Source organism: Pseudomonas sp. PDM15 (assembly GCF_014851565.1).
In the GTDB taxonomy this organism is placed as follows: Bacteria; Pseudomonadota; Gammaproteobacteria; order Pseudomonadales; family Pseudomonadaceae; genus Aquipseudomonas.
On sequence record NZ_JACVAA010000003.1, the window covers coordinates 524,800 to 547,872 of the forward strand.

The 23,073-nt window shown below is 65.8% G+C and carries 20 protein-coding genes, 1 other RNA gene and 1 pseudogene; 2 read left to right on the forward strand and 20 right to left on the reverse strand.

All coding sequences use genetic code 11. The features are described 5' to 3' along the window. Positions 1–21: 21 nt before the first annotated feature. From IB232_RS10365 to zwf, 3 genes are all read right to left on the reverse strand, one after another. Positions 22–660, reverse strand: a complete 639-nt coding sequence (locus IB232_RS10365) for a bifunctional 4-hydroxy-2-oxoglutarate aldolase/2-dehydro-3-deoxy-phosphogluconate aldolase (RefSeq protein WP_192398730.1) — start codon at positions 658–660, stop codon at positions 22–24. A gap of 67 nt (positions 661–727) precedes the next feature. Next, positions 728–1,444, reverse strand: coding sequence for a 6-phosphogluconolactonase (gene pgl / locus IB232_RS10370; protein WP_192398411.1), 717 nt, complete (start codon positions 1,442–1,444; stop codon positions 728–730). After that, positions 1,431–2,900 carry a glucose-6-phosphate dehydrogenase gene (gene zwf / locus IB232_RS10375; RefSeq protein WP_192398412.1) on the reverse strand — a complete coding sequence of 490 codons (1,470 nt, stop codon included), beginning with the start codon at positions 2,898–2,900 and terminating at the stop codon, positions 1,431–1,433. The genes pgl and zwf overlap by 14 nt, the downstream gene beginning before the upstream one ends. Before the next feature lie 204 nt (positions 2,901–3,104). Here zwf and IB232_RS10380 point away from each other — a divergent pair, with 204 nt between their 5' ends. Then, positions 3,105–3,965, forward strand: a complete 861-nt coding sequence (locus IB232_RS10380; protein WP_192398731.1) for a MurR/RpiR family transcriptional regulator — start codon at positions 3,105–3,107, stop codon at positions 3,963–3,965. Between the two features lie 71 nt (positions 3,966–4,036). On the opposite strand, the gene IB232_RS10385 is transcribed toward IB232_RS10380, so the two are convergent. From IB232_RS10385 to IB232_RS23930, 13 genes and pseudogenes are all read right to left on the reverse strand, one after another. Continuing rightward, positions 4,037–4,891: a D-hexose-6-phosphate mutarotase gene (locus IB232_RS10385; RefSeq protein WP_192398732.1), complete on the reverse strand. Its 855-nt coding sequence runs from the start codon at positions 4,889–4,891 to the stop codon at positions 4,037–4,039. Positions 4,892–4,954: 63 nt separating this feature from the next. After that, positions 4,955–6,196: a maltoporin gene (locus IB232_RS10390; protein WP_192398413.1), complete on the reverse strand. Its 1,242-nt coding sequence runs from the start codon at positions 6,194–6,196 to the stop codon at positions 4,955–4,957. A 229-nt stretch (positions 6,197–6,425) separates the two neighbouring features. Then, positions 6,426–7,580: an ABC transporter ATP-binding protein gene (locus tag IB232_RS10395; RefSeq protein WP_192398414.1), complete on the reverse strand. Its 1,155-nt coding sequence runs from the start codon at positions 7,578–7,580 to the stop codon at positions 6,426–6,428. Positions 7,581–7,591: 11 nt separating this feature from the next. Continuing rightward, the gene (locus IB232_RS10400; protein ID WP_192398415.1) at positions 7,592–8,425 is read right to left on the reverse strand and encodes a carbohydrate ABC transporter permease; all 834 of its coding nucleotides are present in this window, start codon (positions 8,423–8,425) and stop codon (positions 7,592–7,594) included. Then, complete coding sequence (locus IB232_RS10405) at positions 8,418–9,326, reverse strand: carbohydrate ABC transporter permease (protein ID WP_192398416.1); 909 nt, start codon at positions 9,324–9,326, stop codon at positions 8,418–8,420. Before IB232_RS10405 ends, IB232_RS10400 begins: the two co-directional genes overlap by 8 nt. Before the next feature lie 223 nt (positions 9,327–9,549). Further along, positions 9,550–10,803, reverse strand: coding sequence for an ABC transporter substrate-binding protein (locus tag IB232_RS10410; RefSeq protein ID WP_192398417.1), 1,254 nt, complete (start codon positions 10,801–10,803; stop codon positions 9,550–9,552). 262 nt (positions 10,804–11,065) lie between these two features. Further along, positions 11,066–12,523, reverse strand: a complete 1,458-nt coding sequence (locus IB232_RS10415) for an ATP-binding protein (RefSeq protein ID WP_192398418.1) — start codon at positions 12,521–12,523, stop codon at positions 11,066–11,068. Beyond that, complete coding sequence (locus IB232_RS10420; protein WP_192398419.1) at positions 12,504–13,241, reverse strand: response regulator; 738 nt, start codon at positions 13,239–13,241, stop codon at positions 12,504–12,506. The genes IB232_RS10415 and IB232_RS10420 overlap by 20 nt, the downstream gene beginning before the upstream one ends. Before the next feature lie 43 nt (positions 13,242–13,284). Continuing rightward, positions 13,285–14,238: a glucokinase gene (locus IB232_RS10425; RefSeq protein WP_192398420.1), complete on the reverse strand. Its 954-nt coding sequence runs from the start codon at positions 14,236–14,238 to the stop codon at positions 13,285–13,287. Next, positions 14,235–16,061 (reverse strand): phosphogluconate dehydratase, encoded by a 1,827-nt coding sequence (edd, locus tag IB232_RS10430; protein ID WP_192398421.1) that lies wholly within the window; start codon positions 16,059–16,061, stop codon positions 14,235–14,237. Before edd ends, IB232_RS10425 begins: the two co-directional genes overlap by 4 nt. 246 nt (positions 16,062–16,307) lie before the next feature. After that, positions 16,308–16,404, reverse strand: an RNA gene (gene ffs, locus IB232_RS10435) — signal recognition particle sRNA small type. 91 nt (positions 16,405–16,495) lie between these two features. Next, positions 16,496–17,275, reverse strand: coding sequence for a methyl-accepting chemotaxis protein (locus IB232_RS23925; RefSeq protein ID WP_412547727.1), 780 nt, complete (start codon positions 17,273–17,275; stop codon positions 16,496–16,498). Between the two features lie 78 nt (positions 17,276–17,353). Continuing rightward, positions 17,354–18,178: pseudogene (locus tag IB232_RS23930) on the reverse strand (MCP four helix bundle domain-containing protein); the annotation flags it as partial. Between the two features lie 167 nt (positions 18,179–18,345). Between IB232_RS23930 and IB232_RS10445 the strand changes: the two are divergent. Further along, entirely contained in the window at positions 18,346–18,630 is a 285-nt protein-coding gene (locus IB232_RS10445) for an HU family DNA-binding protein (RefSeq protein ID WP_192398423.1), read from the forward strand. Between the two features lie 18 nt (positions 18,631–18,648). Here IB232_RS10445 and IB232_RS10450 read toward each other — a convergent pair whose 3' ends face one another. Genes IB232_RS10450 through IB232_RS10465 form a run of 4 tightly spaced genes read right to left on the reverse strand, consistent with a single transcriptional unit; the run spans position 18,649 to position 23,070 of the window. Further along, entirely contained in the window at positions 18,649–19,686 is a 1,038-nt protein-coding gene (locus IB232_RS10450; protein WP_192398425.1) for a tetratricopeptide repeat protein, read from the reverse strand. Position 19,687: 1 nt separating this feature from the next. Next, positions 19,688–20,653 carry a type II secretion system F family protein gene (locus tag IB232_RS10455; protein ID WP_192398426.1) on the reverse strand — a complete coding sequence of 322 codons (966 nt, stop codon included), beginning with the start codon at positions 20,651–20,653 and terminating at the stop codon, positions 19,688–19,690. A 9-nt stretch (positions 20,654–20,662) separates the two neighbouring features. After that, complete coding sequence (locus IB232_RS10460; RefSeq protein WP_192398430.1) at positions 20,663–21,649, reverse strand: type II secretion system F family protein; 987 nt, start codon at positions 21,647–21,649, stop codon at positions 20,663–20,665. After that, positions 21,646–23,070, reverse strand: a complete 1,425-nt coding sequence (locus tag IB232_RS10465) for a CpaF family protein (RefSeq protein ID WP_192398431.1) — start codon at positions 23,068–23,070, stop codon at positions 21,646–21,648. Before IB232_RS10465 ends, IB232_RS10460 begins: the two co-directional genes overlap by 4 nt. Positions 23,071–23,073: the final 3 nt, after the last annotated feature.

Below are 23,073 nucleotides of genomic sequence, written 5' to 3' on the forward strand. Positions count from 1 at the left end.
GCGGTAGATGCAGCACCGGCCTCAGGCCAGCAACTGCAGGGCTTCGGCGCTGGCCGCCTGGATGCGCGCCCAGTCGCCCTGGCGAATCCAGTCGCGGTCCATCATCCAAGTGCCGCCCACGCACATCACGTTGGGTTGGGCCATGTAGTTGCGCACGTTGTCCGGGGTCACGCCGCCGGTGGGGCAGAAACGCACGTTGCCGAACGGCCCGCCGAGGGCCTTGAGCGCCGCCACGCCGCCGGAAATCTCCGCCGGGAACAGCTTGAAGCGGCGGTAGCCGAGGGCGTAGCCGAGCATGATTTCCGAGGCGCTGCTGATACCCGGCAGCAGCGGCAGCGGGCTGTACACGCCGGCGCGCAGCAGCTCGGCGGTGCAGCCGGGGGTGACGATGAACTGCGCCCCGGCCGCCTCGGCCTCGGCCAGCATCAGCTCGTCGAGCACCGTGCCGGCGCCGACGCACAGCTTGGGCCGCTGCTCGCGCAGGGTGCGGATGGCGCCCAGGCCGTGCTCGGAGCGCAGGGTGATTTCCAGCGTGTCCAGGCCGCCGGCGGCCAGGGCATCGGCCAGCGGCAGCACGTCTTCCTCACGCTCGATGGTGATCACCGGCAGGATGCGCGCACGGGCGCACAGGTTGTCGATCAGCTCGATCTTGTCGGCCATGTCAGGGACGGCGTCGCGCCGGCTCGCGCTGCGTTGCGGAATGCTGCTCATGGCAAGCTCCTCGGGCTCAGGGGCACCAGTAGATTTCGAGAGGTCGGCGCAGGAAGGCGCGGATCGGCATCTGTGCATCGCCTTCGGCGGCCAGGGCCTGCCGCAGGGTGTCGAGTTTGCCGCGGCCCTGTACGGCGAGCAGGGTCAGACGCGCGCCAGCCAGCAGTGCCAGCGGCATGCTCAGGCGCTGACGCGGCACGCTGGGCGCGTGCATCGGCAGGCAACGCTGGGCGCAATCGGCGCTCAGCGCCAGGTCGAGATTGCCGCTGGCGGGAAACAGCGAGGCGGTATGGCCGTCCTCGCCCATGCCCAGCACCAGCACATCGATCGGCTGCGGCAGCTCGGCCAACGCCTGGTGCGCCAGCATGGCCGCCCCCTCCAGCGTGGCGGCCGATTGATACAGGCCGATGAAGCGCGCCTTGGCTGCCGCGCCCTGCAACAGATGGCGGCGCACCAGGCCTTCATTGCTGTCGGCATGGCCGACCGGCACCCAGCGCTCATCCGCCAGGCTCACCGCCACCCGCGACCAGTCCAGTTCCTGGCGCGCCAGGCGCTCGAAGAAGGCAATCGGGCTGCGCCCGCCGGAGACCACCAGGCTGGCGGCGCCACGTGCGTCGATGGCGAGGCGCAATGCGTTGGCGACGGTCACCGCCAGTTCGCCGGCCAGCTGCTCGGCGTTGCCCAGGCCGAAGCCGAGTACCTGCGCCGGCAGTTGCAGATTAGAGATCGCCATACCAGTCCTTGCCATCACGGGTTATCAATGCAATGGAAGCCGTCGGCCCCCAGGTTCCTGCCGCATAGGGCTTGGGCGCGCTGCCCTGACGCTGCCAGCCATCGATCAGTTGATCGCACCACTGCCAGGCGTATTCGATTTCATCTTTGCGCACGAACAGGTTCTGGTTGCCCTTCATCACTTCCAGCAGCAGGCGCTCGTAGGCATCGGGGATGCGCGCACTGCGGTAGGTGTCGGAAAAACTCAGCTGCAGCGGCCCGCTGCGCAGCTGCATGCCCTTGTCCAGGCCCTGCTCCTTGGTCATCACCTGCAGGGAAATGCCCTCGTCCGGCTGCAGGCGGATGATCAGGCGATTGCTGATCATCGGCCGCTGCTCGGGGGAAAAGATGTAGTGCGGCGGCTCCTTGAAGTGGATGACGATCTGCGACAGCTTCTGCGGCATGCGCTTGCCGGTGCGCAGGTAGAACGGCACGCCGGACCAGCGCCAGTTGCGCACCTCGGCACGCAGGGCGACGAAGGTCTCGGTGTCGCTCTGGGCGTTAGAGTTCTCCTCCTCCAGGTAGCCCGGCACCGCCTTGCCCTTGATGCTGCCGGCCACGTACTGGCCGCGCACCACCTGGTGCGCCAGCTGCTCGCTGGTGATCGGCGCCAGCGCCTTGAGCACCTTGACCTTCTCGTCGCGGATGCTGTCGGCCGAGAGGTCCGAGGGCGGATCCATGGCGATCAGGCAGAGCAGCTGCAGCAGGTGGTTCTGGATCATGTCGCGCAGCTGCCCGGCCTGGTCGAAATAGCCCCAGCGCCCCTCGATGCCCACCTGCTCGGCCACGGTGATTTCCACGTGGCTGATGTGGTGCTGGTTCCACTGGGTCTCGAACAGGCTGTTGGCGAAGCGCAGCGCGATCAGGTTCTGCACCGTCTCCTTGCCCAGGTAATGGTCGATGCGATAGATGCGCCCCTCGGGGAAATGCAGGGCCACCGCCTCGTTCACCGCCCGGGACGACTCCAGGTCGTGGCCGATGGGTTTCTCCAGTACCACGCGGGTGCGCTCCGCCAGGCCGACCTCGGCCAGCCCCGCGCAGATCGCGCCGTAGACCTTGGCCGGGGTGGCGAAATAGGCGATCAGCCGCTCCGCCTTGCCGACCCGTTCGAGCAGCAGCGGATAGGCCTCGGCGCTGAGGAAATCCATGGTCAGGTGGCCGAGACGGGAGAGGAAGCGCTGCAGGGACGCCTCGTCGATTTCCTCCGCGGGCACGTAGCGTTGCAGGTGCCCTTCGATCACCAGCAGCTGTTGCGCGCCCTCGCCGCTTTCCCGGCCGAGGGCAAGGATGCGGGTGTCGGCATGCAGCAGGCCGGCGCGGTCGAGCTGGTACAGGGCGGGAAACAGCTTGCGCAGGGCCAGGTCGCCATAGGCGCCGAACAGGGCGAAGGTGCAGGGTTCAATCGCGTCAACGGTCATTTTATTTATTCTTACGTCAAACATTGGCATATGAATACACCTGCAAAAGTGATTCATCAAGACAAAATGTAGTAATAAAACTACATTTACCTAAAACCTTCATTCATCCCTGACTGCCAGCCAGATACCGGTGGCCGGACACCGGGGCGCTCAGTACGATAAGCGTCCGATTGCAGTCCCCTCCCAGGAACCGACATGGACCGCGTGAACAACCTGCTGGAGCAGATCCAGAACCGCCTTGGCGAACTCAACAAGGCCGAGCGCAAGGTCGCCGAAGTGATCCTCGCCGCCCCGCAGCAAGCCACGCGCTACAGCATCGCCACCCTGGCCCAGGAGGCCCAGGTCAGCGAGCCGACGGTCAACCGCTTCTGCCGCTCGTTCGGCGTCAGCGGCTACCCCGAGCTAAAGATGCAACTGGCGCAGAGCCTGGCCAGCGGCGCGGCCTATGTGAGCCGCGCGGTCGAGGCCGACGACGGCCCGGAGGCCTACACCAGCAAGATTTTCGGTAGCGCCATCACCTCGCTGGACAGTGCCTGCAAACAGCTCGACCCACAGCTGATCAGCCACGCCGTGGATCTGCTGATCCAGGCCCGGCAGATCCATTTCTTCGGCCTCGGCGCCTCCGCCTCGGTGGCCCTGGACGCCCAGCACAAGTTCTTCCGCTTCAACCTCGCCGTGTCCGCCCATTCCGATGTGCTGATGCAGCGCATGCTGGCGTCGGTGGCGCACACGGGTGACCTGTTCGTGATCATTTCCTACACCGGCCGCACCCGCGAGCTGGTGGAGGTGGCGCGCCTGGCGCGGCAGAACGGTGCCTCGGTGCTCGGCCTGACCGCTGCCGACTCGCCACTGGCCAAGGCCAGCACCCTGAGCCTGAACATCCCGCTGCCCGAAGACACCGACATCTACATGCCGATGACCTCGCGCATCATCCAGCTCACCGTGCTCGACGTGCTGGCCACCGGCATGACCTTGCGCCGCGGCGTGGACTTCCATCCGCACCTGCGCAAGATCAAGGAAAGCCTCAACGCCAGCCGCTTCCCCAGCGACGGCGAAGCCGACTGAACAACCCTCTGCGCACCCAGACCGACTGCGCATGATCGATAGTCAGGAGACCACCCCCGGACGCCCGGGGTTCACCCCTGCTCCAGCCTGGCGCGCAGGCTGAGCAGCGCCTCCTCGCCGGGCTGCAGGGTCCGGCTGTCGTCGCCACAGCCGGCCACCTGCACACTGAGAAAGCCCAGCGCCTCGCGCCAGGACACCTCGGCCAGCGGCCGGCCACCGGGGTGCCAGACCACGCAATTGGGGCCTGCGCCGGTATCGATGCGTAGGCGTCGCTGCCACGCCAGGTCCTGCAGGTGCAGGACTCCCGCCTGACGAAACACCCGATGGCAGGCTTCGGCCACCCGCAGCTCCCCCTCCTGCCGGCACGGCTCGCGCAACAGCAGATCGCGCCCGTGCGCCCCGTCCAGGCCGCTCAGGCTGACCCGCGACACATCGCTGACCGCCCAGTAGGCATGCAAGGCATGGCTGAGCTGGCAGGCCTCGCTGTCGCCGTGGCGGGTCATCAGCTGCAGGTCCAGATCCGCGCCAAGGCGGGCCGTCAGCTCCACCCGCCAGTCACACAGCTCCAGGCGCCACAACAGCTGCACGCCGTCCCGGTCCGCTTCGTTGCTGACCAGCCGCCAGTCATTCAGCCGCGCCCAGCCATGGTGCGGCCAGCCGCTCTCGCTGGGATGCCGACCGAACCACGGCCAGCACACCGGAACCCCGCCGCGAATGGCGCCGAGGTTGTGCCAGTGCGCCGCACACCACAGCCACGGGCGCTGCCCGCGGGGCTGGAAGTGCAGCAACTGGCCACCCTGCCGACTGAACACCGCCTGGCACAGCGGATGGTCGATCAGCAGAATGTCGCGCCCCTGATGTCTGTCCCAGCGGAACACCTGGCGCGACGGAAAACGGAACAGCGCCGCCAGCGGATGCTCCGCCAGCGCGCTGCGCCCGACAGGCGCGTGGTGTGGCTCAACGGCCACGACGACGCCACTCCTGCCCGGTCATTTCCACCAGTACTCCACCTGCACGCCGAAGTTGGAGCCGTGCAGATCGTCGCCGAACACGCCGCTGTCGGACAGGGCCGAACCCGCCGCGAGCTGGCTCGCCGAGCGCTGCGCCGCCTCGTTCCAGTTGGCATAGGTGTAATACAGGCGCACTTCCGGGCGGGTCCAGAAGCCCGGACCGGCCGGCGCCCAGGTCGGGGCGACGGTGAACTTGGTCAGCTTGCGGGTGCCGCCGGGGGCCTCCACCTGATCGCGGCCGATCTCGCCGACCAGCTTGAACTCCTCGGTGATGGCATAGCTGGCACGGCCGCCCACGGACAGCCAGTTCTGGTCGGCGCCGTCATCGCGCTTGTCCTTCTGGTACACCAGCTCGACTTGGCCACCCAGACGCGGGGTCAGCTGGAAGTCGAAGAACTCCACCGCGCGCCAACTGGTGGCGCTGCTGTCCAGGGTCGGATCGCCGGTGTAGCCGAGACCGGTGCCCGGGCCCTCGCCGTACTGCAGGGCGAAGGTGTTGACCCCACCGAGGAACTCCTTCTGCTTGTGCTGCGCGGTGACCGACCAGCCGCTGTGGGCATCGGTGCTGTCGGGCTTGTCGATGTAGCTGACGCCGACCTCCATCTCGCCATTGGGGTTGGTCTGGAACCCGGCGACGTTGAAGTCGTGGCGATTGATGTACGGCTCCTGGAAGTAGTCGTCCTTGCGCGAGAACACGTAGCTGTACTTGAGGTCGCCGATCTTCACGCTGTCCAGGCCGAAACCGGTGGCGCTCTGGTTCCAGTAGTAGAAGTCGGAGATGTGGATGTCGTTACGCTTGTAGAAACGGCGACCGGCCCACAGCGAGCCGCCATTGAGCGCCGACATGTTGCTCCACTCGGCGTACATCTGGTTCATCCGCGCGAAGCCGTAGTCACCGGTGAACTTGGGCGTGTGGCCGTACTCGTTGTACAGCTGGGCCATGCCCTCGACGCTGATCTGCGAGCCGTCGTCCAGCGTCAGCAAGTCCTGGCGCAGATCCAGCTCCGCGTACTGCTCGCACTCGTTGCCGAGGCGGTACTTGGACCGGGCACCGGGCAGCTGGAAGCAGGCCTGCGAGCCACCTTCCACGGAGCCGCCGGCACCGCTGCGCACGTAGCCGGTGAACTCCGTGCCGGGCGCCAGCTCCACACCCCAGGAAGCTCCGGGCAGCGCCAGCAGCGCGCAGGGGACCAGCCACAAACCTCTATTCGTTGCGTTCATATCCACTCCACAGGTTTTTATTGTTGTATTGCCTGGATAGCCAACCCGGCGCGCAGAGAGACGGCAGCCCGCGCCCGGGTCATTTTTCAGAACCTGTCTTGGATCTCGCAAGCTAGAGAAAAACCAGGCGAACGCGGCTGAGGAAGCGGAGTTTACGAACGGTAAATGAGCATTCCGAAGCCGCTTTCAACGCAGTTTTTCCGACGCGCAGCAGATCCAAGGCAGGTTCTCAGCGCCCGATGAAGCGCGCGACGTTTGTCGCTCGCTCACTGGCGCGGGTCTTTCCCGGCAGGCCCAGCCGCTCACCGCTTTGCGCGTCGAAGAGCAGGGTCTTGTCGGGATCGAATTGCAGGACCAGGCTGTCGCCCACCTGCGGCGCCGCATCGGGCGCCAGGCGGCAGCAGACCTTGGTCTGGTTGAGGCTGACGAACACCAGGGTGTCCGGTCCGGTCGGCTCGGTGACTTCCACCTCGGCGCGGATTGAGGGCAGCTCGCTGCCGCCGGCCAGCTGGATCTGCTCCGGGCGCACGCCGAGGATCACTTCGCGACTCTCCATGCCCTCCTCCAGCGCGCCCAGCGGCAGCTCGCAACGGGCCTGGCCGGAGTCCAGCAGGCCCCAGACCTGGCCGTCGCGACGCTGCAGGCGCAGCGGGATGAAGTTCATCGGCGGCGAACCGATGAAGCTGGCGACGAACAGGTTGGCCGGGTCGTTGTAGATCTGCTGCGGGGTGCCGAACTGCTGGATCACCCCGTCCTTCATCACCGCCACCTTGTCGCCCAGGGTCATGGCCTCGATCTGATCGTGGGTGACGTAGACCGTGGTGGTCTTCAGGCGCTGGTGCATCAGCTTGATTTCGGTGCGCATCTCCACGCGCAGCTTGGCGTCGAGGTTCGACAGCGGCTCGTCGAACAGGTAGATCTTCGGCCGCCGCGCCAGCGCCCGGCCCATGGCCACGCGCTGCTGCTGGCCACCGGACAGCTGGCCGGGCTTGCGCGTGAGCAGGTGCTCGATCTGCAGCAGCTTGGCCACCCGCGCCACCTCGGCGTCGATGTCGGCCGGCGCCATCTTGCGGATCTTCAGGCCGAAGGCGATGTTGTCGCGCACGGTCATGGTCGGGTACAGCGCGTAGGACTGGAACACCATGGCGATGTCGCGATCCTTGGGGCTCTGCCCACTGATGTCGGCACCGTCGACCAGGATCGCCCCGCCACTGATGTCCTCCAGACCGGCGATGCAATTCATCAGGGTGGATTTGCCGCAGCCGGACGGGCCGACCAGGATCAGGAACTCGCCCGAATCGATCGACAGCTCGATGTCCTTGAGGGTGTCCGCCAGGCCGCTGCCATAGCACTTGTTGACGTTGCGCAGTTCAAGGGTTGCCATGGATCGTTACCTCAGCCTTTGACGGCGCCGGCCGTGAGCCCGCGCAGGAAATATTTGCCGGCCAGCACGTAGACCAGCAGGGTGGGCAGGCCCGCGATCATCGCGGCGGCCATGTCGACGTTGTATTCCTTGGCCCCGGTGCTGGTGTTGACCAGGTTGTTGAGGGCCACGGTGATGGGCTGGCTGTCGCCGCTGGCGAACACCACGCCGAACAGGAAGTCGTTCCAGATCTGGGTGAACTGCCAGATCAGGCAGACCATGATCGTGGGCACCGACATGGGCAGCAGGATCCGCCCGAAGATGGTGAAGAACCCCGCGCCATCCAGGCGTGCCGCACGCACCAGGGCGTCCGGGATGCTGACGTAGAAGTTGCGGAAGAACAGCGTGGTGAAGGCCAGGCCGTACACCACGTGCACCAACACCAGGCCGGCGGTGGTGTTGGCCAGGCCGAACTTGCCGAGGGTGAAGGACGCCGGCAGCAGCACCACCTGGAACGGCAGGAAGCAGCCGAACAGCAGCAGGCCGAAGAACAGCTGCGAGCCCCTGAAGCGCCACATCGACAGCACGTAGCCGTTGAGCGCGCCGAGCAGCGTGGAGATCAGCACCGCCGGCACAGCGATCTTTACCGAGTTCCAGAAGTAGCCGCCGACACTGTCCCAGGCCTTGACCCAGCCGATCAGGGTGAACACGTCCGGCAGCGACAGCAGGTTGCCGGTGCGGATGTCGTCGGGCGTCTTGAAGCTGGTCAGCAGCATCACCAGCAGCGGGACCAGGTAGACCGCGCAGGCGACGATCAGGGTGGCGTAGACCGCTGCCCGGCTGAGGCTGAAAGCACGGCTAGTCATGGCGCTTGTTCCTCAGTTCGGAATACAGGTACGGCACGATGATCGCCAGCACGGCGCCGAGCATCAGCATCGCGCTCGCCGCGCCAAGGCCCATCTGGCCGCGGGTGAAGGTGTGGGCGTACATGAACATCGCCGGCAGGTCCGAGGAGTAACCGGGGCCACCGGCCGTCATCGCCGCCACCAGGTCGAAGCTCTTGATGGCAATGTGGGCGAGGATCATCAGGGCGCTGAAGAACACCGGGCGCAGGCTCGGCAGCACGATGCGCAGGTAGATGGTCGGCAGGCTGGCGCCATCGACCTGGGCGGCGCGGATGATCGACTGATCGACGCCGCGCAGACCGGCGAGGAACAGCGCCATGACGAAGCCCGAGGACTGCCACACGGCGGCAATCACCAGGCAGTAGACGACCCGGTCAGGGTCCACCAGCCAGTCCAGGCGAAAGCCTTCCCAGCCCCAGTCGCGCATCAGCTTGTCCAGGCCCAGGCCTGGGTTGAGCAGCCATTTCCAGGCCGTGCCGGTGACGATCATCGACAGCGCCATGGGGTACAGGTAGACGGTGCGGATAAAGCCTTCGCGGCGGATGCGCTGGTCCAGCAGCACCGCCAGGAGCACGCCGAGCACCAGGCTGATGGCGATGAACAAGCCACCGAACACCAGCAGGTTGTGGCTGGCTACCCACCAGCGATCGTTGTCCAGCAGGCGCTCATACTGCTGCAGGCCCACCCACTTGTAGCTGGGCATGAAGCGCGAGTTGGTGAAGGACAGCAGGAAGGTCCACAGGATGTAGCCGTAGAAGCCGACCAGCACGATCAGCACGCTCGGCGCCAGCACCAGCTTGGGTAGCCAGCGCTGCAGCGCGTCGAACGGCGACGCCTTGGCGAAAACTGCGATAGAACTCATGAATGACTCCGTGGCATGGATGCAGGGCGGGTGCAGCCCGCATCTCCATCGGTATTGCAAAACGCGGGTGACCCCGCCCTACACGGTGCGCACCGGCAGAAAATCGGCGCGACCGCTCCCACAGCGCATGCCGCGAGGCATGCACTCGGAATCGAAAACCAGGGAAACGGCGGGCCGGGCCCGCCTTACGACAGCGGCCGTCTAGGCGACGGCCGCGGGCGCCTTACTGCACCGCTTCGATGGCGGCAGCCAGTTGCTGGGCAGCCTTCTTCGGATCGGCGGCCGGATCGTTGAAGAAGTTGGTGACCACGTCGAACACCGCACCCTGCACGTAGCTGGAAGCGGCCATGCCGTGGGCCAGGCTCGGCTGCAGGCCGTCACCGGCGGCGGCCTCCTTGAAGTCCTTCATCGACTGCTGGGCGCAGCTGTCGAAGCTGCTCATGTCCTGGTCCAGGCGGACCGGGATGGAGCCCTTGTTCTGGTTGAAGAACTGCTGGAACTCCGGCGACATAACGGTGCGCGCCAGGTCGTTCTGCGCCTTGCGGTTGTCGTCGTCGCTGAGCTTGAACATGGCCAGGGAGTCGATGTTGTAGGCGAAGCTGCCCTGGGTGCCGGGGAACGGCAGGCACTGGTAATCCTGGCCGGCGACCTTGCCGGCGGCGGTCCATTCGCTCTTGGCCCAGTCGCCCATGATCTGCATGCCGGCCTTGCCGTTGATCACCAGGCCCGCGGCGGTGTTCCAGTCGCGACCGGCGGCATCGGCGTCGATATAGCCGCGCAGCTTCTTCAGGGTGGCGAAGACCTCGACCATCTTGTCGCCGGTCAGCGTCGCCTTGTCCTGCTCGACGAAGGCCTTGTGGTAGCCCTGCGGGCCGAGGATGGCGAATACCAGGTCCTCGAACACGGTGCCGTCCTGCCAGGGCTGACCGCCGTGGGCCAGCGGGATGAAACCGGCGGCCTTGAGCTTGTCGGCGGCGGCGAAGAATTCGTCGAGGGTGGTCGGCGGCGTGGCGCCGGCCTTCTTGAACACCTCGGGGTTGATCCATAGCCAGTTGACCCGGTGCACGTTGACCGGCACGGCCACGTAGTGATCGTCGTACTTCATGACGCTGGCGACCTGCTTGGGCAGCAGACTGTCCCACTTGCCTTCGCTGGCCACTTCGTCCAGCTCGGTGAGCAGGCCCAGCTCGCCCCACTCCTGGATGTCCGGCCCCTTGATCTGCGCGGCGGACGGTGGGTTGCCGGACACGGCGCGGGTCTTCAGCACGGTCATGGCGGCTTCACCACCACCACCGGCAACGGCGAAGTCTTTCCAGGTGTGGCCCTTGTCTTCGACCAGTTTCTGCAACGTATCGGCTGCGCGCTTTTCGCCACCCGAGGTCCACCAGTGCAGGACTTCGACTTCACCGGCAAGGGCGGAAAGAGGGAACAACGAGGCGAGGGAAACGACAACGGCCAGGCGGGAGATCGCGTTCATGGAAGTACCTTTATTGTTGTTATGCCCGTGCAAGTCATGGTGCTTGCGCTTGCATTGAGTCTAACCACGCCGCGTTTCGCGGCGGGTAACAAAGGGATGCGCGAACGTCACCGAACGGTTACATAAGCGCGGCATTTGTATCCGGATGGTGGCATGCCCAGATGACTTGACGACGCGCAGCACAGAACGGGCGGAGGAGCGGCCGCGCGGCAGCATCGAAGAGAGAACCGGCGGCCGCCGCCGCGGACGAGAGCAAGGCAAATCAGGCCACCAGGCGCGGCAGTCGCAGCGTCACCCGCAGGCCGCCCTCGCGCAGGTTCTGCAGGGTCACCTCGCCGCCATGGCTGTGCGCCAGGCTGCGTGCGATGCCCAGGCCCAGGCCGTAGCCCTGCTGCTGGCCGGCGAGGCGGAAATGCGGCTCGAACACCTGCTCCAGGCGCTGCTCGGGCACGCCCGGTCCTTCGTCATCGACATGCAGGACGAAGGCGGTGCGGTCGTCCTCGATATGCAGGTGCGCGCGCTGGCCGTACTTCAGCGCGTTGTCCACCAGGTTGCCGATGCAGCGCCGTAAGGCCAGCGGCTTGCCCGGGTAACTGCCTTGGGCCGCGCCCTGCAAGGTGACTTGGCCGTTGCCCAGGTAAGGCTCGATCAGGCCGTGCAGCAGGTGGTTGAGATCGACCTGCTCGATGTTCTCGTGGATGTCGGTGTCCTTCACGCACTGCAGCGCGCCCTTGACCAGCAGCTCCAAGTCGTCCAGGTCACGGCTGAACTTGGCCTGCAGGGCTTCGTCCTCGAGCAGTTCCACACGCAGGCGCAGACGCGTGATCGGCGTGCGCAGGTCATGGGAAATCGCGCTGAACAGCTGACTGCGCTCGCTCAGGTAGCGGCTGATGCGCTCACGCATGGTGTTGAAGGCACGGCTGACCTCGATCACCTCGCTGCCGCCCGCCTCCTCCACCGGCTCGACGCTGGCACCCAGCGACATTTCCCGCGCCGCCGAGGCCAGGCGCTTGAGCGGCCGGCTCTGCCATTGCACGAGGATGCCGATGAACAGCAGCAGGAAACTGCTGGTGAGGAAGATGAACCACACCTGCTGCATCGGCAGGCCTTCGTCCTCCAGGCTGACGTAGGGTGCCGGCATCAGCGAGGCCAGGTACAGCCACTCGTTCGGCGCGATCTGGATCTGCGTTACCAGTACCGGCGGGTTCAGCGGCTCCAGGCTAAGCGCGTAGTGCGCCCAGGAGCGCGGCACCTCGTCGAGCTTCAGTTCGCCATTGAAGATACGCAGGTCCTCGGGGCTGACGAACTGCACCAGCAGGTCGACATTGCGCCCCAGGTTCTGCCGCAACACGGCGTCGACCTCGGCCAGCACCGCGCGCTTGCGCGGAGTCTCCGGCAGCACCTGCATATCGAGTGGCTTGTCGTTGAGCGACACGAAGAAGCGCGTGCCGCCCATGCTGCGCAGCTGGTCCAGCACCATCGGCCGAAAGCCCAGTGGCAGCGAGCGGAAGTAGCTGACGCTGGCGGACATGGAGTGGGCCAGGCTGCGCGTGCTGGTCAGCAGGCCGTCCATCTGGCTGGCGCGCAATTGCGAGACCCAGATCAGGCTCGACAGCGCCTGAGCCACCAGCACCACCAGCAGGGTCAGCAGCAGCATGCGCCCGAGCAGCGAGCGCGGTACCGGCAGCAGCCGGCGCAGCCTAGAGCGCAGCGCCGGCATGCGCAGTGACACTGGCCGCGAGCAGGTAGCCGGAACCGCGCACGGTGCGGATCAGCCGTGGCGCCTTGCCGGTATCGCGCAAGCGCTGGCGCAGGCGGCTGACCGCCATGTCGACGATGCGCTCCAGCGGCATCACTTCGCGGCCACGGGTGGCGTTGGCAATGGTGTCGCGGTCGAGGATCTGTTGCGGGTGATCGAGGAACAGCTTGAGCAGGGCGAAGTCGGCGCCGGAGAGAATCACTTCCTCGCCATCGAGGTGGAACAGCCGGTGGCTGACCATGTCCAGGCGCCACTCGTCGAAGGCCAGCACCTCGGCCGCGCCACGCTCCTGGCCGAAACCGGCACGGCGCAGCAGCGCCTTGATCCGCGCCTGCAGCTCGCGCGGGCTGAAGGGCTTGCCCAGGTAGTCGTCGGCGCCCAGTTCCAGACCGATGACCCGGTCGGCCTCGTCGGAGCTGGCGGTGAGCATGATGATCGGCACCTGGGCGAAGCGCTGGTGCTGACGCATCCAGCGACACAGGCTGAAACCGTCCTCGTCGGGCAACATCACGTCGAGGATAACCAGATCGGCGATGACTTCGCCCAGGGCCTGGCGGAACGCAGCGCCATCGGCCACGGCGCGCACCTGGAAGCCGGCGCGGCTGAGATAGACCTGCAGCAGGTCACGGATTTCCTCGTCGTCATCGACCAGGAGGATGGATTTTCCGGCTTGGCTCACGTCCGCCGTCCTTGTTCTTGCTCTTGTTGAGGCAGTGCTGATCTTACCGGTGTTGCTGCAATGCTACGCCGGCACCTTCCAGGCCAGGATACTCGGCCGTCACCAGCCATACCGGAACACCCTCGAAGTATCCGCTCATGCAGCCCTTGCTGGACAGGGCGCGCTGGAAACCACTGCCCTGGAAGAACGCGGCGAAACGCGGCACCACGCCGCCGACTATGTACACGCCGCCGCGGGCGCCGAGGGTCAGCACGTTGTTGCCGGCCACCCGGCCGAGCCAGGCGCAGAACTGGTCCAGCACCTGCACCGCCAGGGGCTCGCCGGCCAGCGCCGCGGCGGTTATCTGCGCCGGCGAATTCAGCAGCGGCGTATGGCCGTCCACCGTGCACATGGCCAGATACAACTGCAGCAGACCATTGCCGCTGAGCACATCCTCGGCGCGCACATGCCCCAGCTGATTGAACAGTTGCTGCCACAGCTGCGCCTCGCGAGGGCTGCCGATGGGCAGGTCGACATGCCCGCCCTCGCCCGGCAACGCCTGCCAGCGACCTTCGCCCTGCGGCAGCAGCGTGCCGACGCCCAGGCCGGTGCCCGGCCCGATCACCACCGCCGGGCTGCCCGGCTCGGCCACGCCGGGGCAGATCTGTATGCGCTGGTGCTCGGCCACGCGGGTCATGCCCAGGGCCATGGCGGTGAAGTCGTTGACCAGCAGCAGCTCATCGACCTGCAGCGCCTCGCAGAACGCACCACGGCTCAGGCGCCAGTGATTGTTGGTGAAGCGGAAATGCTCGCCGCCCACCGGCCCGGCCACCGCCAGGCAGACCGAGCCGATGCTGCCCGGTGCCAGGCCGAGGTCATCGAGGTAGCGACTGATCGCCTGCTCCGGCGTGGCGAAGTCGGCAGTCGCCAGCACCCGCACCGAGGCCAGTTGCTCGTCACGCCACAAGGCGAAGCGCGCATTGGTCCCGCCGATATCCCCCACCAAAGCCAGTTTCAACGCAGCGTCTCCAGATTCGAAGTGAATGCACTGGCGCCCTGTTCGGCCGAGCTGAACGAGGCACGCATGAAGGCGAACAGCTCGCGCCCGCAGCCCACGCCTTGCCCGCCAGGCGGCGTCGCCAGCTCGCGCGCCGCCAGCTCGACGGGATCGACCAGCACCTGCAGGGTGCCGGACTCGCCATCGACGCGAATCATGTCACCGTCGCGCACCCGCGCCAACGGGCCGCCATCATAGGCCTCGGGGCAGACATGGATCGCCGCCGGCACCTTGCCCGAGGCGCCGGACATGCGCCCGTCGGTGACCAGCGCTACCTTGAAGCCGCGGTCCTGCAGCACGGCCAGGAACGGCGTCATCTTGTGCAGCTCGGGCATGCCATTGAAGCGCGGCCCCTGGAAGCGCATCACGGCCACCAGATCGCGCTCGAGCTCTCCGGCCTTGAAGGCATCGGCCAATTCCTGCTGGTCGTGGAACACCCGCGCCGGCGCCTCGACTACCTGGTGCTCGCGCGCCAGGGCGGAGACCTTCATCACCCCGCGCCCGAGATTGCCGACCATCACGCGCAGCCCGCCCTCGGCGGAGAACGGCCGCTGCAGCGGACGCAGGATGCTCTCATCCAGGCTCTCGCTGCGCCCTTCCCGCCATACCAGTTGGCCGTCCTCGAGGAACGGCTCCTGGGTGTAGCGGCGCAGGCCGCGGCCCATCACGGTGTTGACGTCTTCATGCAGCAGCCCGGCGTCCAGCAGGTGGCGAACCATGAACGCCACGCCGCCGGCAGCATGGAAATGATTGATGTCGGCCTTGCCGTTCGGGTAGACGTGGGCCAGGGTCGGCACCACCTCGGAGAGATCGGCCATGTCCTGCCAGGTCAGCTGGATACCGGCAGCCTGGGCAATCGCCGGCATGTGCAGGGTATGGTTGGTCGAGCCGCCGGTGGCGTGCAGCGCGACGATGGAGTTGACCAGCACGCGCTCGTCGATGATCTCGCCTAGCGGCAGGAAAGTGCCGCCCTGCTTGGTCAGACGGGTGACCTGGCGCGCCGCCTCGACGGTCAGGGCGTCGCGCAGCGGTGTGTTCGGGTTGACGAAGGACGAGCCCGGCAGGTGCAGGCCCATCATTTCCATCAGCATCTGGTTGGTGTTGGCAGTGCCGTAGAAGGTACAGGTGCCCGGCGCGTGGTAGGCCTTCATCTCCGACTCGAGCAGCTCATCGCGGGTCGCCTTGCCCTCGGCGTAGCGCTCGCGCACATCGGCCTTTTCCTTGTTCGACAGCCCCGATGGCATCGGCCCGGCCGGAATGAACAGCGACGGCAGGTGGCCGAAGCGCAGCGCGCCCATCAGCAGGCCGGGCACGATCTTGTCGCAGACACCGAGAAATACCGCGGCGTCGAACATGTTGTGCGACAGCGCCACCGCGGTAGACATGGCGATCACTTCGCGGCTGGCGATGCCGATCTCCATGCCCGGCTCGCCCTGGGTCACGCCATCGCACATGGCCGGCACGCCACCGGCGACCTGGCCGACCGAGCCGATGTCGCGCAAGGCCTGGCGAATCTGCTCCGGGTACAGCGCATAGGGCTGATGTGCCGAGAGCATGTCGTTGTAGGCGGTGACGATGGCGACGTTGGCCGAGTCCATCAGGCGCAGGCGCTGCTTGTCGCCGCTGCCGCAACCGGCAACCCCGTGGGCGAAGTTGGCGCACTGCAGCTTGCCGCGCACAGGCCCTTCGCTGGCGGCCGCATGGATCATCGCCAGGTAGCGCTCGCGGGTGGCGCGACTGCGCTCGATCAGACGTTCGGTGACCTCAAGAACACGCGGATGCATGGAATCAACTCCGGCTGAATATCTTGTTTTTATACAAACCGAAGCAGACTACAACAAAGACAAAGCCAGTAAAAACAGATTTATCTTGTTATTAAAACAACATAATGCGACTTTGCCTTTGCTCGGCCCGATTACGACCCCAATGGCGTAGCTATGCCACACGCACGTCATCGCCGCCATTCAGGCAGATATGAGAAGAAGGGGAAGTAGGAAGAAGTACACAATCCGAGCGGATTATGGAGGCGGCCCCACCAGCCACACCCCGGCACACGATGTCCCCGCTGTGGCTGCTTCCTTCCGGACCTGACCAGGTTGACGGGTAATCGTTGCGGGGGGACCGATGGGACCACCATAACGCAGCCCGTCAGGCTACGGGCCGAGCTATTGTACTGGCAAACCGAGAAGTTACAACCACTTAGACGCGCCCTACCGGCTCAGACGCGGAAACGCCCGACCAGCTGCGCCAGCCCGTGGGACAGTTCGGACAACCGGGCACTGGCCTGGGTGCTCTGCTCCGAAGTCTGCGCCGCCTCGTTGGACAGGTCGCGGATATCGCTGATATTGCGGGCGATCTCCTCGGTCACGCTGCTCTGCTCGTCGCAGGCGTTGGCGATCTGCGCGGCCATGTCGTTGATCCGCGCCACCGAGTCGCCGGTGGCCGACAACGCATCGTCCACCCCTGCCGCGCGCTCGACGCTGTCACGAGCCTTGGCGCTACCCGAGTGCATGGCCTTGACCGCATTCTGCACACCGGACTGCAGGCGCTCGATCATCTGCTGGATGTCCTTGGTCGAGTCCTGGGTACGCGCGGCCAGGGCGCGCACCTCGTCGGCCACCACGGCGAACCCGCGCCCCTGCTCGCCGGCCCGCGCCGCCTCGATGGCGGCATTCAGCGCAAGCAAGTTGGTCTGCTCGGCGATGCCCTTGATCACCGCCAGCACGGCGCCGATATTGGCGGTTTCCTGCTCCAGGGTCTGGATAGTGCTGGAGGCGCTCTCCACCTCATGGGCCAGTTGGCGAATCGCATGAATGGTGGCACCGACCACTTCGGCGCCCTCACGCGATTGCACCTCGGCGGTTCGCGCGGCATCCGCAGCGTTCTGCGCGTTGCGCGCCACCTCGTGCACGGCCGCGCTCATCTCGGTGGCGGCGGTACTGACCTGATCCACCGCCGCATGCTCGCTGCTGATCAGGCGATCGTTGGCCGCCGCCATTCCCGCCAGGGTCTGGGCCGAGTCGGCGACCTCGCCAGTGACCCGACCGACCTCACGGATCAGCGGCTGCAGCTTGTCGAGGAAACGGTTGAAGGCATGACTCAGCTTGCCCAGCTCGTCGCGCGACAGCACATCCAGGCGCACACGCAGGTCGCCGTCGCCATCGGCGATCTGCTCGATGCGGTGCAGCAGGTTGTGCAACGGGCGGGTCACCAGCACCGGGAAGCCCAGCACCAGCACGGCACAGATCAGCAGGCCGAACACGGTGATGCCGCCCTGCTGCCAGCTGCGCTCCTCACCCAGGGCAATGGCCACGTTGCCTTCGCTGTTGGCCTCGCCGTCCTCCAGCTCACCGAGCTTGTCGATGGCATCGCGCATGGCCTCGAACTGCGCCTCGCTGTCGCCATAGCTGAGTAGCGAGGCGGCGGCGGGATCGCTACTGGCCAGTTCCAGTACCTTGGCCGAAGTCGACTTCCACTGGGCGAAGCCGTTGTCGAACTTGTTCACCAGCGCCATCGCCTCGGCACCCGGTTGCATGTCGGCGTACTTGTGCACCCGGTCATAGGCCTGCTGGATGTTCTCCGCATGGGCCGCCCTGAGCGCATCGGCATGCTCACTGGCGGCTTCGTCGAGCAAGCTGCGCTCGGCGACGAAGGCCTGGTAGAGGTCGCGGTCGGCATTCAGCAGCAGGCTGATGGCGGGCAGGTAGCGGTTGGTCAGGCGCGTGCTGGAGTCAGCCACCTGACCGATGCCCATCACCCCGAGCATACCCATCAGTACCAGCAGCACAGCCAACAGCAGAATCGGCAGAGCGATCTTCCAGCGAAACCCGAGATCGGCGAATAGGCGCAACATGGCAATCTCCAGCGGGGTCGTCAGCAATATTGTTATGCCACCAAGCATAGACACTGCGCGCGTGACTGGCCGTAGGGGACTTCCCAGCGCGGCCGGGCCGCTAATAGCCTGCCCCGCCTCGGGGAAAGCCTGGCCCGCCGAGCGCAAGCAGCGATCGGCAAGACGCAGCCGCTTTGTGGTAGCTTGCCGGCCAAAACCAACTACCGGAGTGCCCCATGGCCATCACCAAAGACCAGCTGATTTCCGACCTCGCCGAAGCCACCGATCTGCAGAAGAGCGACGTGCGCGCCCTGCTCGACCAGCTCGGCGACATAGTCGCGGATGCCCTGGAGAACGATGGCGAGATCAGCCTGCCGGGCATCGGCAAGCTCAAGGTCAACGAGCGCCCGGCGCGAACCGGCCGCAACCCGTCCACCGGCAAGGCGATCCAGATCGCCGCCAAGAAAGCGGTCAAGCTGGTGCCGGCCAAGGCCCTGGTCGACGGCCTCAACCAGGCCTGAGCCGATCCTGCAGGCTGCTCAGGGAGTAGCCTGCAGCTTCTCGCGAGGGACCACGGCGAAGGTCTCGACCGCAGCGGCATCCTGCCCTACCCCGTCCTGGCGCAGACGGCGTATCTGCTCCACGCGTCGCAGGTTCTCCCAGGCCATCTCGAAGTGCGTCGGCGACTGGTCGATGGCGCTGCGGAAGAACTGCTCGGCGACATCCAGCTTGCCTTCGATCAGGCAGATGTAACCCACGTCATTGCTCGCCTCGGCGCGCCCTTCGACTTGCTCGAAGGTCGACAGCGCCTGCTCGTAGCGGCCCATGCGCGCCAGCAGCAGGCCGTAGTTGCGCCACAGCGGCTCGTAGCGTCCATCGAAGCTGATGCCTTGCCGGTACAGGGTTTCCGCCTCGGCCCAGTTGCCGGCGAGATACGCCGAATAGGCCTGGCTGTTGGCTACCAGCGGCGAGCGCGGCTCGATCTGCCGGGCCAGGCCGTAGTAAAGCGCCGCACGGGCGAAGTCATTGTCCAGGTCGGCCAGCACACCCAGTCCGTTGTACACCCGCAGCGGCGACGAGCCGTCCACCTTGAGCCCGCTCGGCGCCTGCGCGGCAGAACCGCCCAGGCGCTTCTGGTCGGCGGCCAGAGCCCTGTCGAGCATCTCACGGGCATCGCCAGGGCGACGCATCGCCAGCTGCAGCAGCCCCATCTCGGCCAGGGCCATGGCGTTGTCGGGCTGGTTGTGCAGTACATCGGAGAACGCCAGCTCGGCCAGGTGATTGTTACCGCGCTCTCGATGAATGCGGCCAACCCAGACCAGGGCATCGTAGCTCTCTGGGTCCAGCTCGATGGCACGCAGGTACTGGTACAGAGCCTGATCGAAGGCGCCGGCCTGGTAGGCGACTGCCCCCATGCGCATGGCCTGCTCCGGCGACTCGGCCTGCTCCTGCACCTGGTAGAGCACCGAGTTGCGGCCACTGTAGAGCGATGATTGATCGCCTCCCTGTTTCGGCCCCATGGCCTGGCAACCGGAGAGGGCAACCGAGATGACCAACAGCATTGTTTTCCTGTTCATGTCAAAGCTTCCCGAAAGTTCTGAGAACCCCGATGATCACGGGACCGATTGCCACCAGAAAGAACGAAGGCCAGAGACACAGAATCAGCGGGAATACCAGCTTGGTTCCCACCTTGGCCGCCTGCTCCTCGGCCGCCTGCGTGCGGCGGTCACGAAACTCCTCCGAATACACCCGCAGCGTGTCCGCCACGCTGGTACCGAAGCGGATGCTCTGCGCCAGTAGGCTGACCAGCCCCTGCACGTCCTCCAGCCCGGTGCGCTCCGCGAGGTGCTTGAGCGCCTGGGTACTGGGAATGCCGGCACGAATCTCCGCGTTCACCAGCGCCAGTTCCTCGGCCAACTCCGGCTGGCTGACCAGCATTTCCTCGGCCACCCTCTCCATGGCCTGGGGCAACGCAAGGCCGGACTCCACGCAGACCACCATCAGATCCAGCGCATCGGGGAAGGCCGCGCGCAGACGACGCATACGCGCCTCCTTGCGCTTGTCGACATAGATGGCCGGCACCAGCCAACCCACCGCGACAGCGCTGGCGGTAATCAATGCCCCGGTCTGCAACGACACCTTGGCCAGCAGCGGCAGCACCAGCAGGGCGACTCCGAGCATCAGCAATGGCAGCAGCAGGCGGATGGCCCAGTACACCTGCACGGCAGTGGCCGAGCGGTAGCCGGCATGGGTCAGCAGCTGCCTGGTTGGGGACTGACTACCCTGTTCGGCGCTGACGAAACGTTGACCGACCTGTTCCAGCAGCAGTTGCAGATTGCTCGGCGCATAGGCCACGCCAGCACCCCCATGCCCCCGCTTGATCATGCTCAGGCGTCGCTGCACCGGGTCCTGCAGCCCCATCAACAGCAGTGCCAGGGTGATCGCCAGCAACACCACGCTGAGGGTGATCGCGCCGATGAACAGCAGTCGAGCCAACTCTTCGTTACCAACCGCCCGATTGAGCAGCCCTAGAAGAAACTCCATGAAAGCCTCCTACACATCGATCCGAATGACCCGGCGAATCCAGAAGATGCCGAGCAGCATGGCGATGAATGCAGCTATCACCAGACGCTGGCCGAATGGGTCCTTGACCAGCATCGGCATGTAGCTGGGCGTGGTCACGGCAATCAGCCCGGCCAGCACGAACGGCACGGCCACCAGCACCCAGGCGGACATGCGCCCCTCGGCGGAAAGCGTCTTTACCTTGCGCTGGAATCTGAAGCGGCCACGAATGACCCCGCTGATGCGCTCCAGCACCTCGGTCAGATTGCCGCCGGTCTCACGGTGAATGAGGATGGTGGTGACCAGCATCATCACCGTCATGCTCGGCATGCGCTCGAGCAGGCCGAGCATGGCGCGGCGCACGTCGTTGCCGTAATTGATGTCGGCGAAGGTCTGACCGAATTCCTGGGCCACTGGCCCCTTGTGCTCCTCGGCCACCAGACGCAATGTCTCGCTGAACGGGTGACCTGCCCGTAGCGCGCGGCACATGGCATCCAGCGCATCCGGCAGGCCCTCCTCGAACGCGGCGAAGCGTCGGTTGCGATCACTGGCGATCTTCAGAAAAGGCAGGCTGGCCAGCATCACTCCGAGGGCCAGCGCGGCCCACCAGAGATTGAGCAGCAGCCACACCAGCGCGCCCCCCGTCAGCCCCAGCAACAGCGCCAGCAGAACGACACGATAGGCCCGATAGTTGTGACCGGCCTGCTCGATCAGCGCCGCCAGGCCATCGAACAGTGGCAGCTGCTCCAGCATCGCCTCGAAGGGTGACAGGCGCTTGAGGTACTTTTGCCGCAACACGGTCTGCATGTTTGGCAGGTTGTTGGCGTTCTCCAGCAGGTGCAGGCGCGAGCGGATGCGCTTGCGCATCCTGCCGGCCTCACCGAACACCGGCACTACCACACCCTGGCTGAGTAGGAACACGGCGGTGAACACCATGCCCAGGAAAGCGAAGATGTACTCGCTGGGAATCTGATTCATGACTGCAGGGCCTCCATCCAGTCGGGACGGAACAGATTCAGCGGCAGCTCGATGCCACGCTTGGTCAGCACATCGCGGAATACCGGCACCATGCCGCTCGGGCGATATTCGCCGAGCACCTCACCGTGCTCGCCGATGCCGCGGCGCTCGAAGGTGAAGATCTCGGTCATGGTGATCATCTCGCCCTCCATGCCATTGATCTCCTGCACGCTGACCAGGCGACGCTTGCCGTCCTCCTGACGCTCCAACTGGATGACCAGGTCGATGGCCGAGGCAATCTGCTGACGCAGGGCCTTGATCGGGAAGGTCGCGCCAGTCATCGACACCATGTTCTCGATTCGCCCCAGGGCATCGCGCGGGGTGTTGGCGTGGATGGTGGTCAGCGAGCCGTCGTGGCCGGTGTTCATCGCCGTCAGCATGTCCATCGCCTCGGCGCCACGCACCTCGCCAATGACGATGCGGTCCGGACGCATGCGCAGGCTGTTGCGCACCAGTTCGCGCTGATTCACCTCGCCACGCCCTTCGATGTTCGACGGCCGGGTTTCCAGGCGCACCACGTGCGGCTGCTGCAGCTGCAGCTCGGCCGAATCCTCGATGGTGACGATGCGTTCATTGTCCGGAATGAAACTGGACAGCACGTTGAGCATGGTGGTCTTGCCGGTGCCGGTACCACCAGACACCAGCACGTTCATGCGCCCGCGCACCACGGCCTTGAGCACCAGCGCGATGGCCGGCGTGATGGTGCCCGTCTGCACCAAGCTGTCGGCGCTGAGCAGGTCCACGGCGAAGCGACGGATCGACAGGCTGGGGCCGTCGATGGCCAGCGGCGGGATGATAGCGTTGACCCGCGATCCGTCCTTCAGACGAGCATCCACCAACGGCGATGATTCGTCGATGCGACGACCGAGGCTGGAGACGATGCGATCAATGATGTTCAGCAAATGCTGATCGTCCCGGAAGCGCACGTCGGTGCGCTGTAGCTTGCCGAAGCGTTCTACGTAAATAGAGGCGAAGCCGTTGACCAAGATGTCCGACACGCTGTGATCGGCCAGCAGCGGCTCCAAGGGACCGAGCCCCAGCACCTCGTCGGTGATCTGCTTGATGATCAGTTGACGGTTGGCTGCCGATACCGGTGCCGAATGCTCATCCAGCAGACGCTGGCAGATCTCGCGGATCTGCCGGGTAGCCGCGGCCGGTTCCAGCGAATCGAGCAGCGACAGATCCATGACCTTGAGCAATTGCTGGTAAATCTTCTCGCGCCACTCGCACTCCGTGGGGTTGAGCTGGGTCCGCGTCTCGTAGACTTCAGCAGGCTGCACGACCTCCCACGGCATTACGCTTGACTCGATCTCGGCAGGCGCGGCAGTGGCCTTGCTCTTCGCGGAATGCTCACGCAGGCGGTTACGGAAGTCGCTCAGCATGTC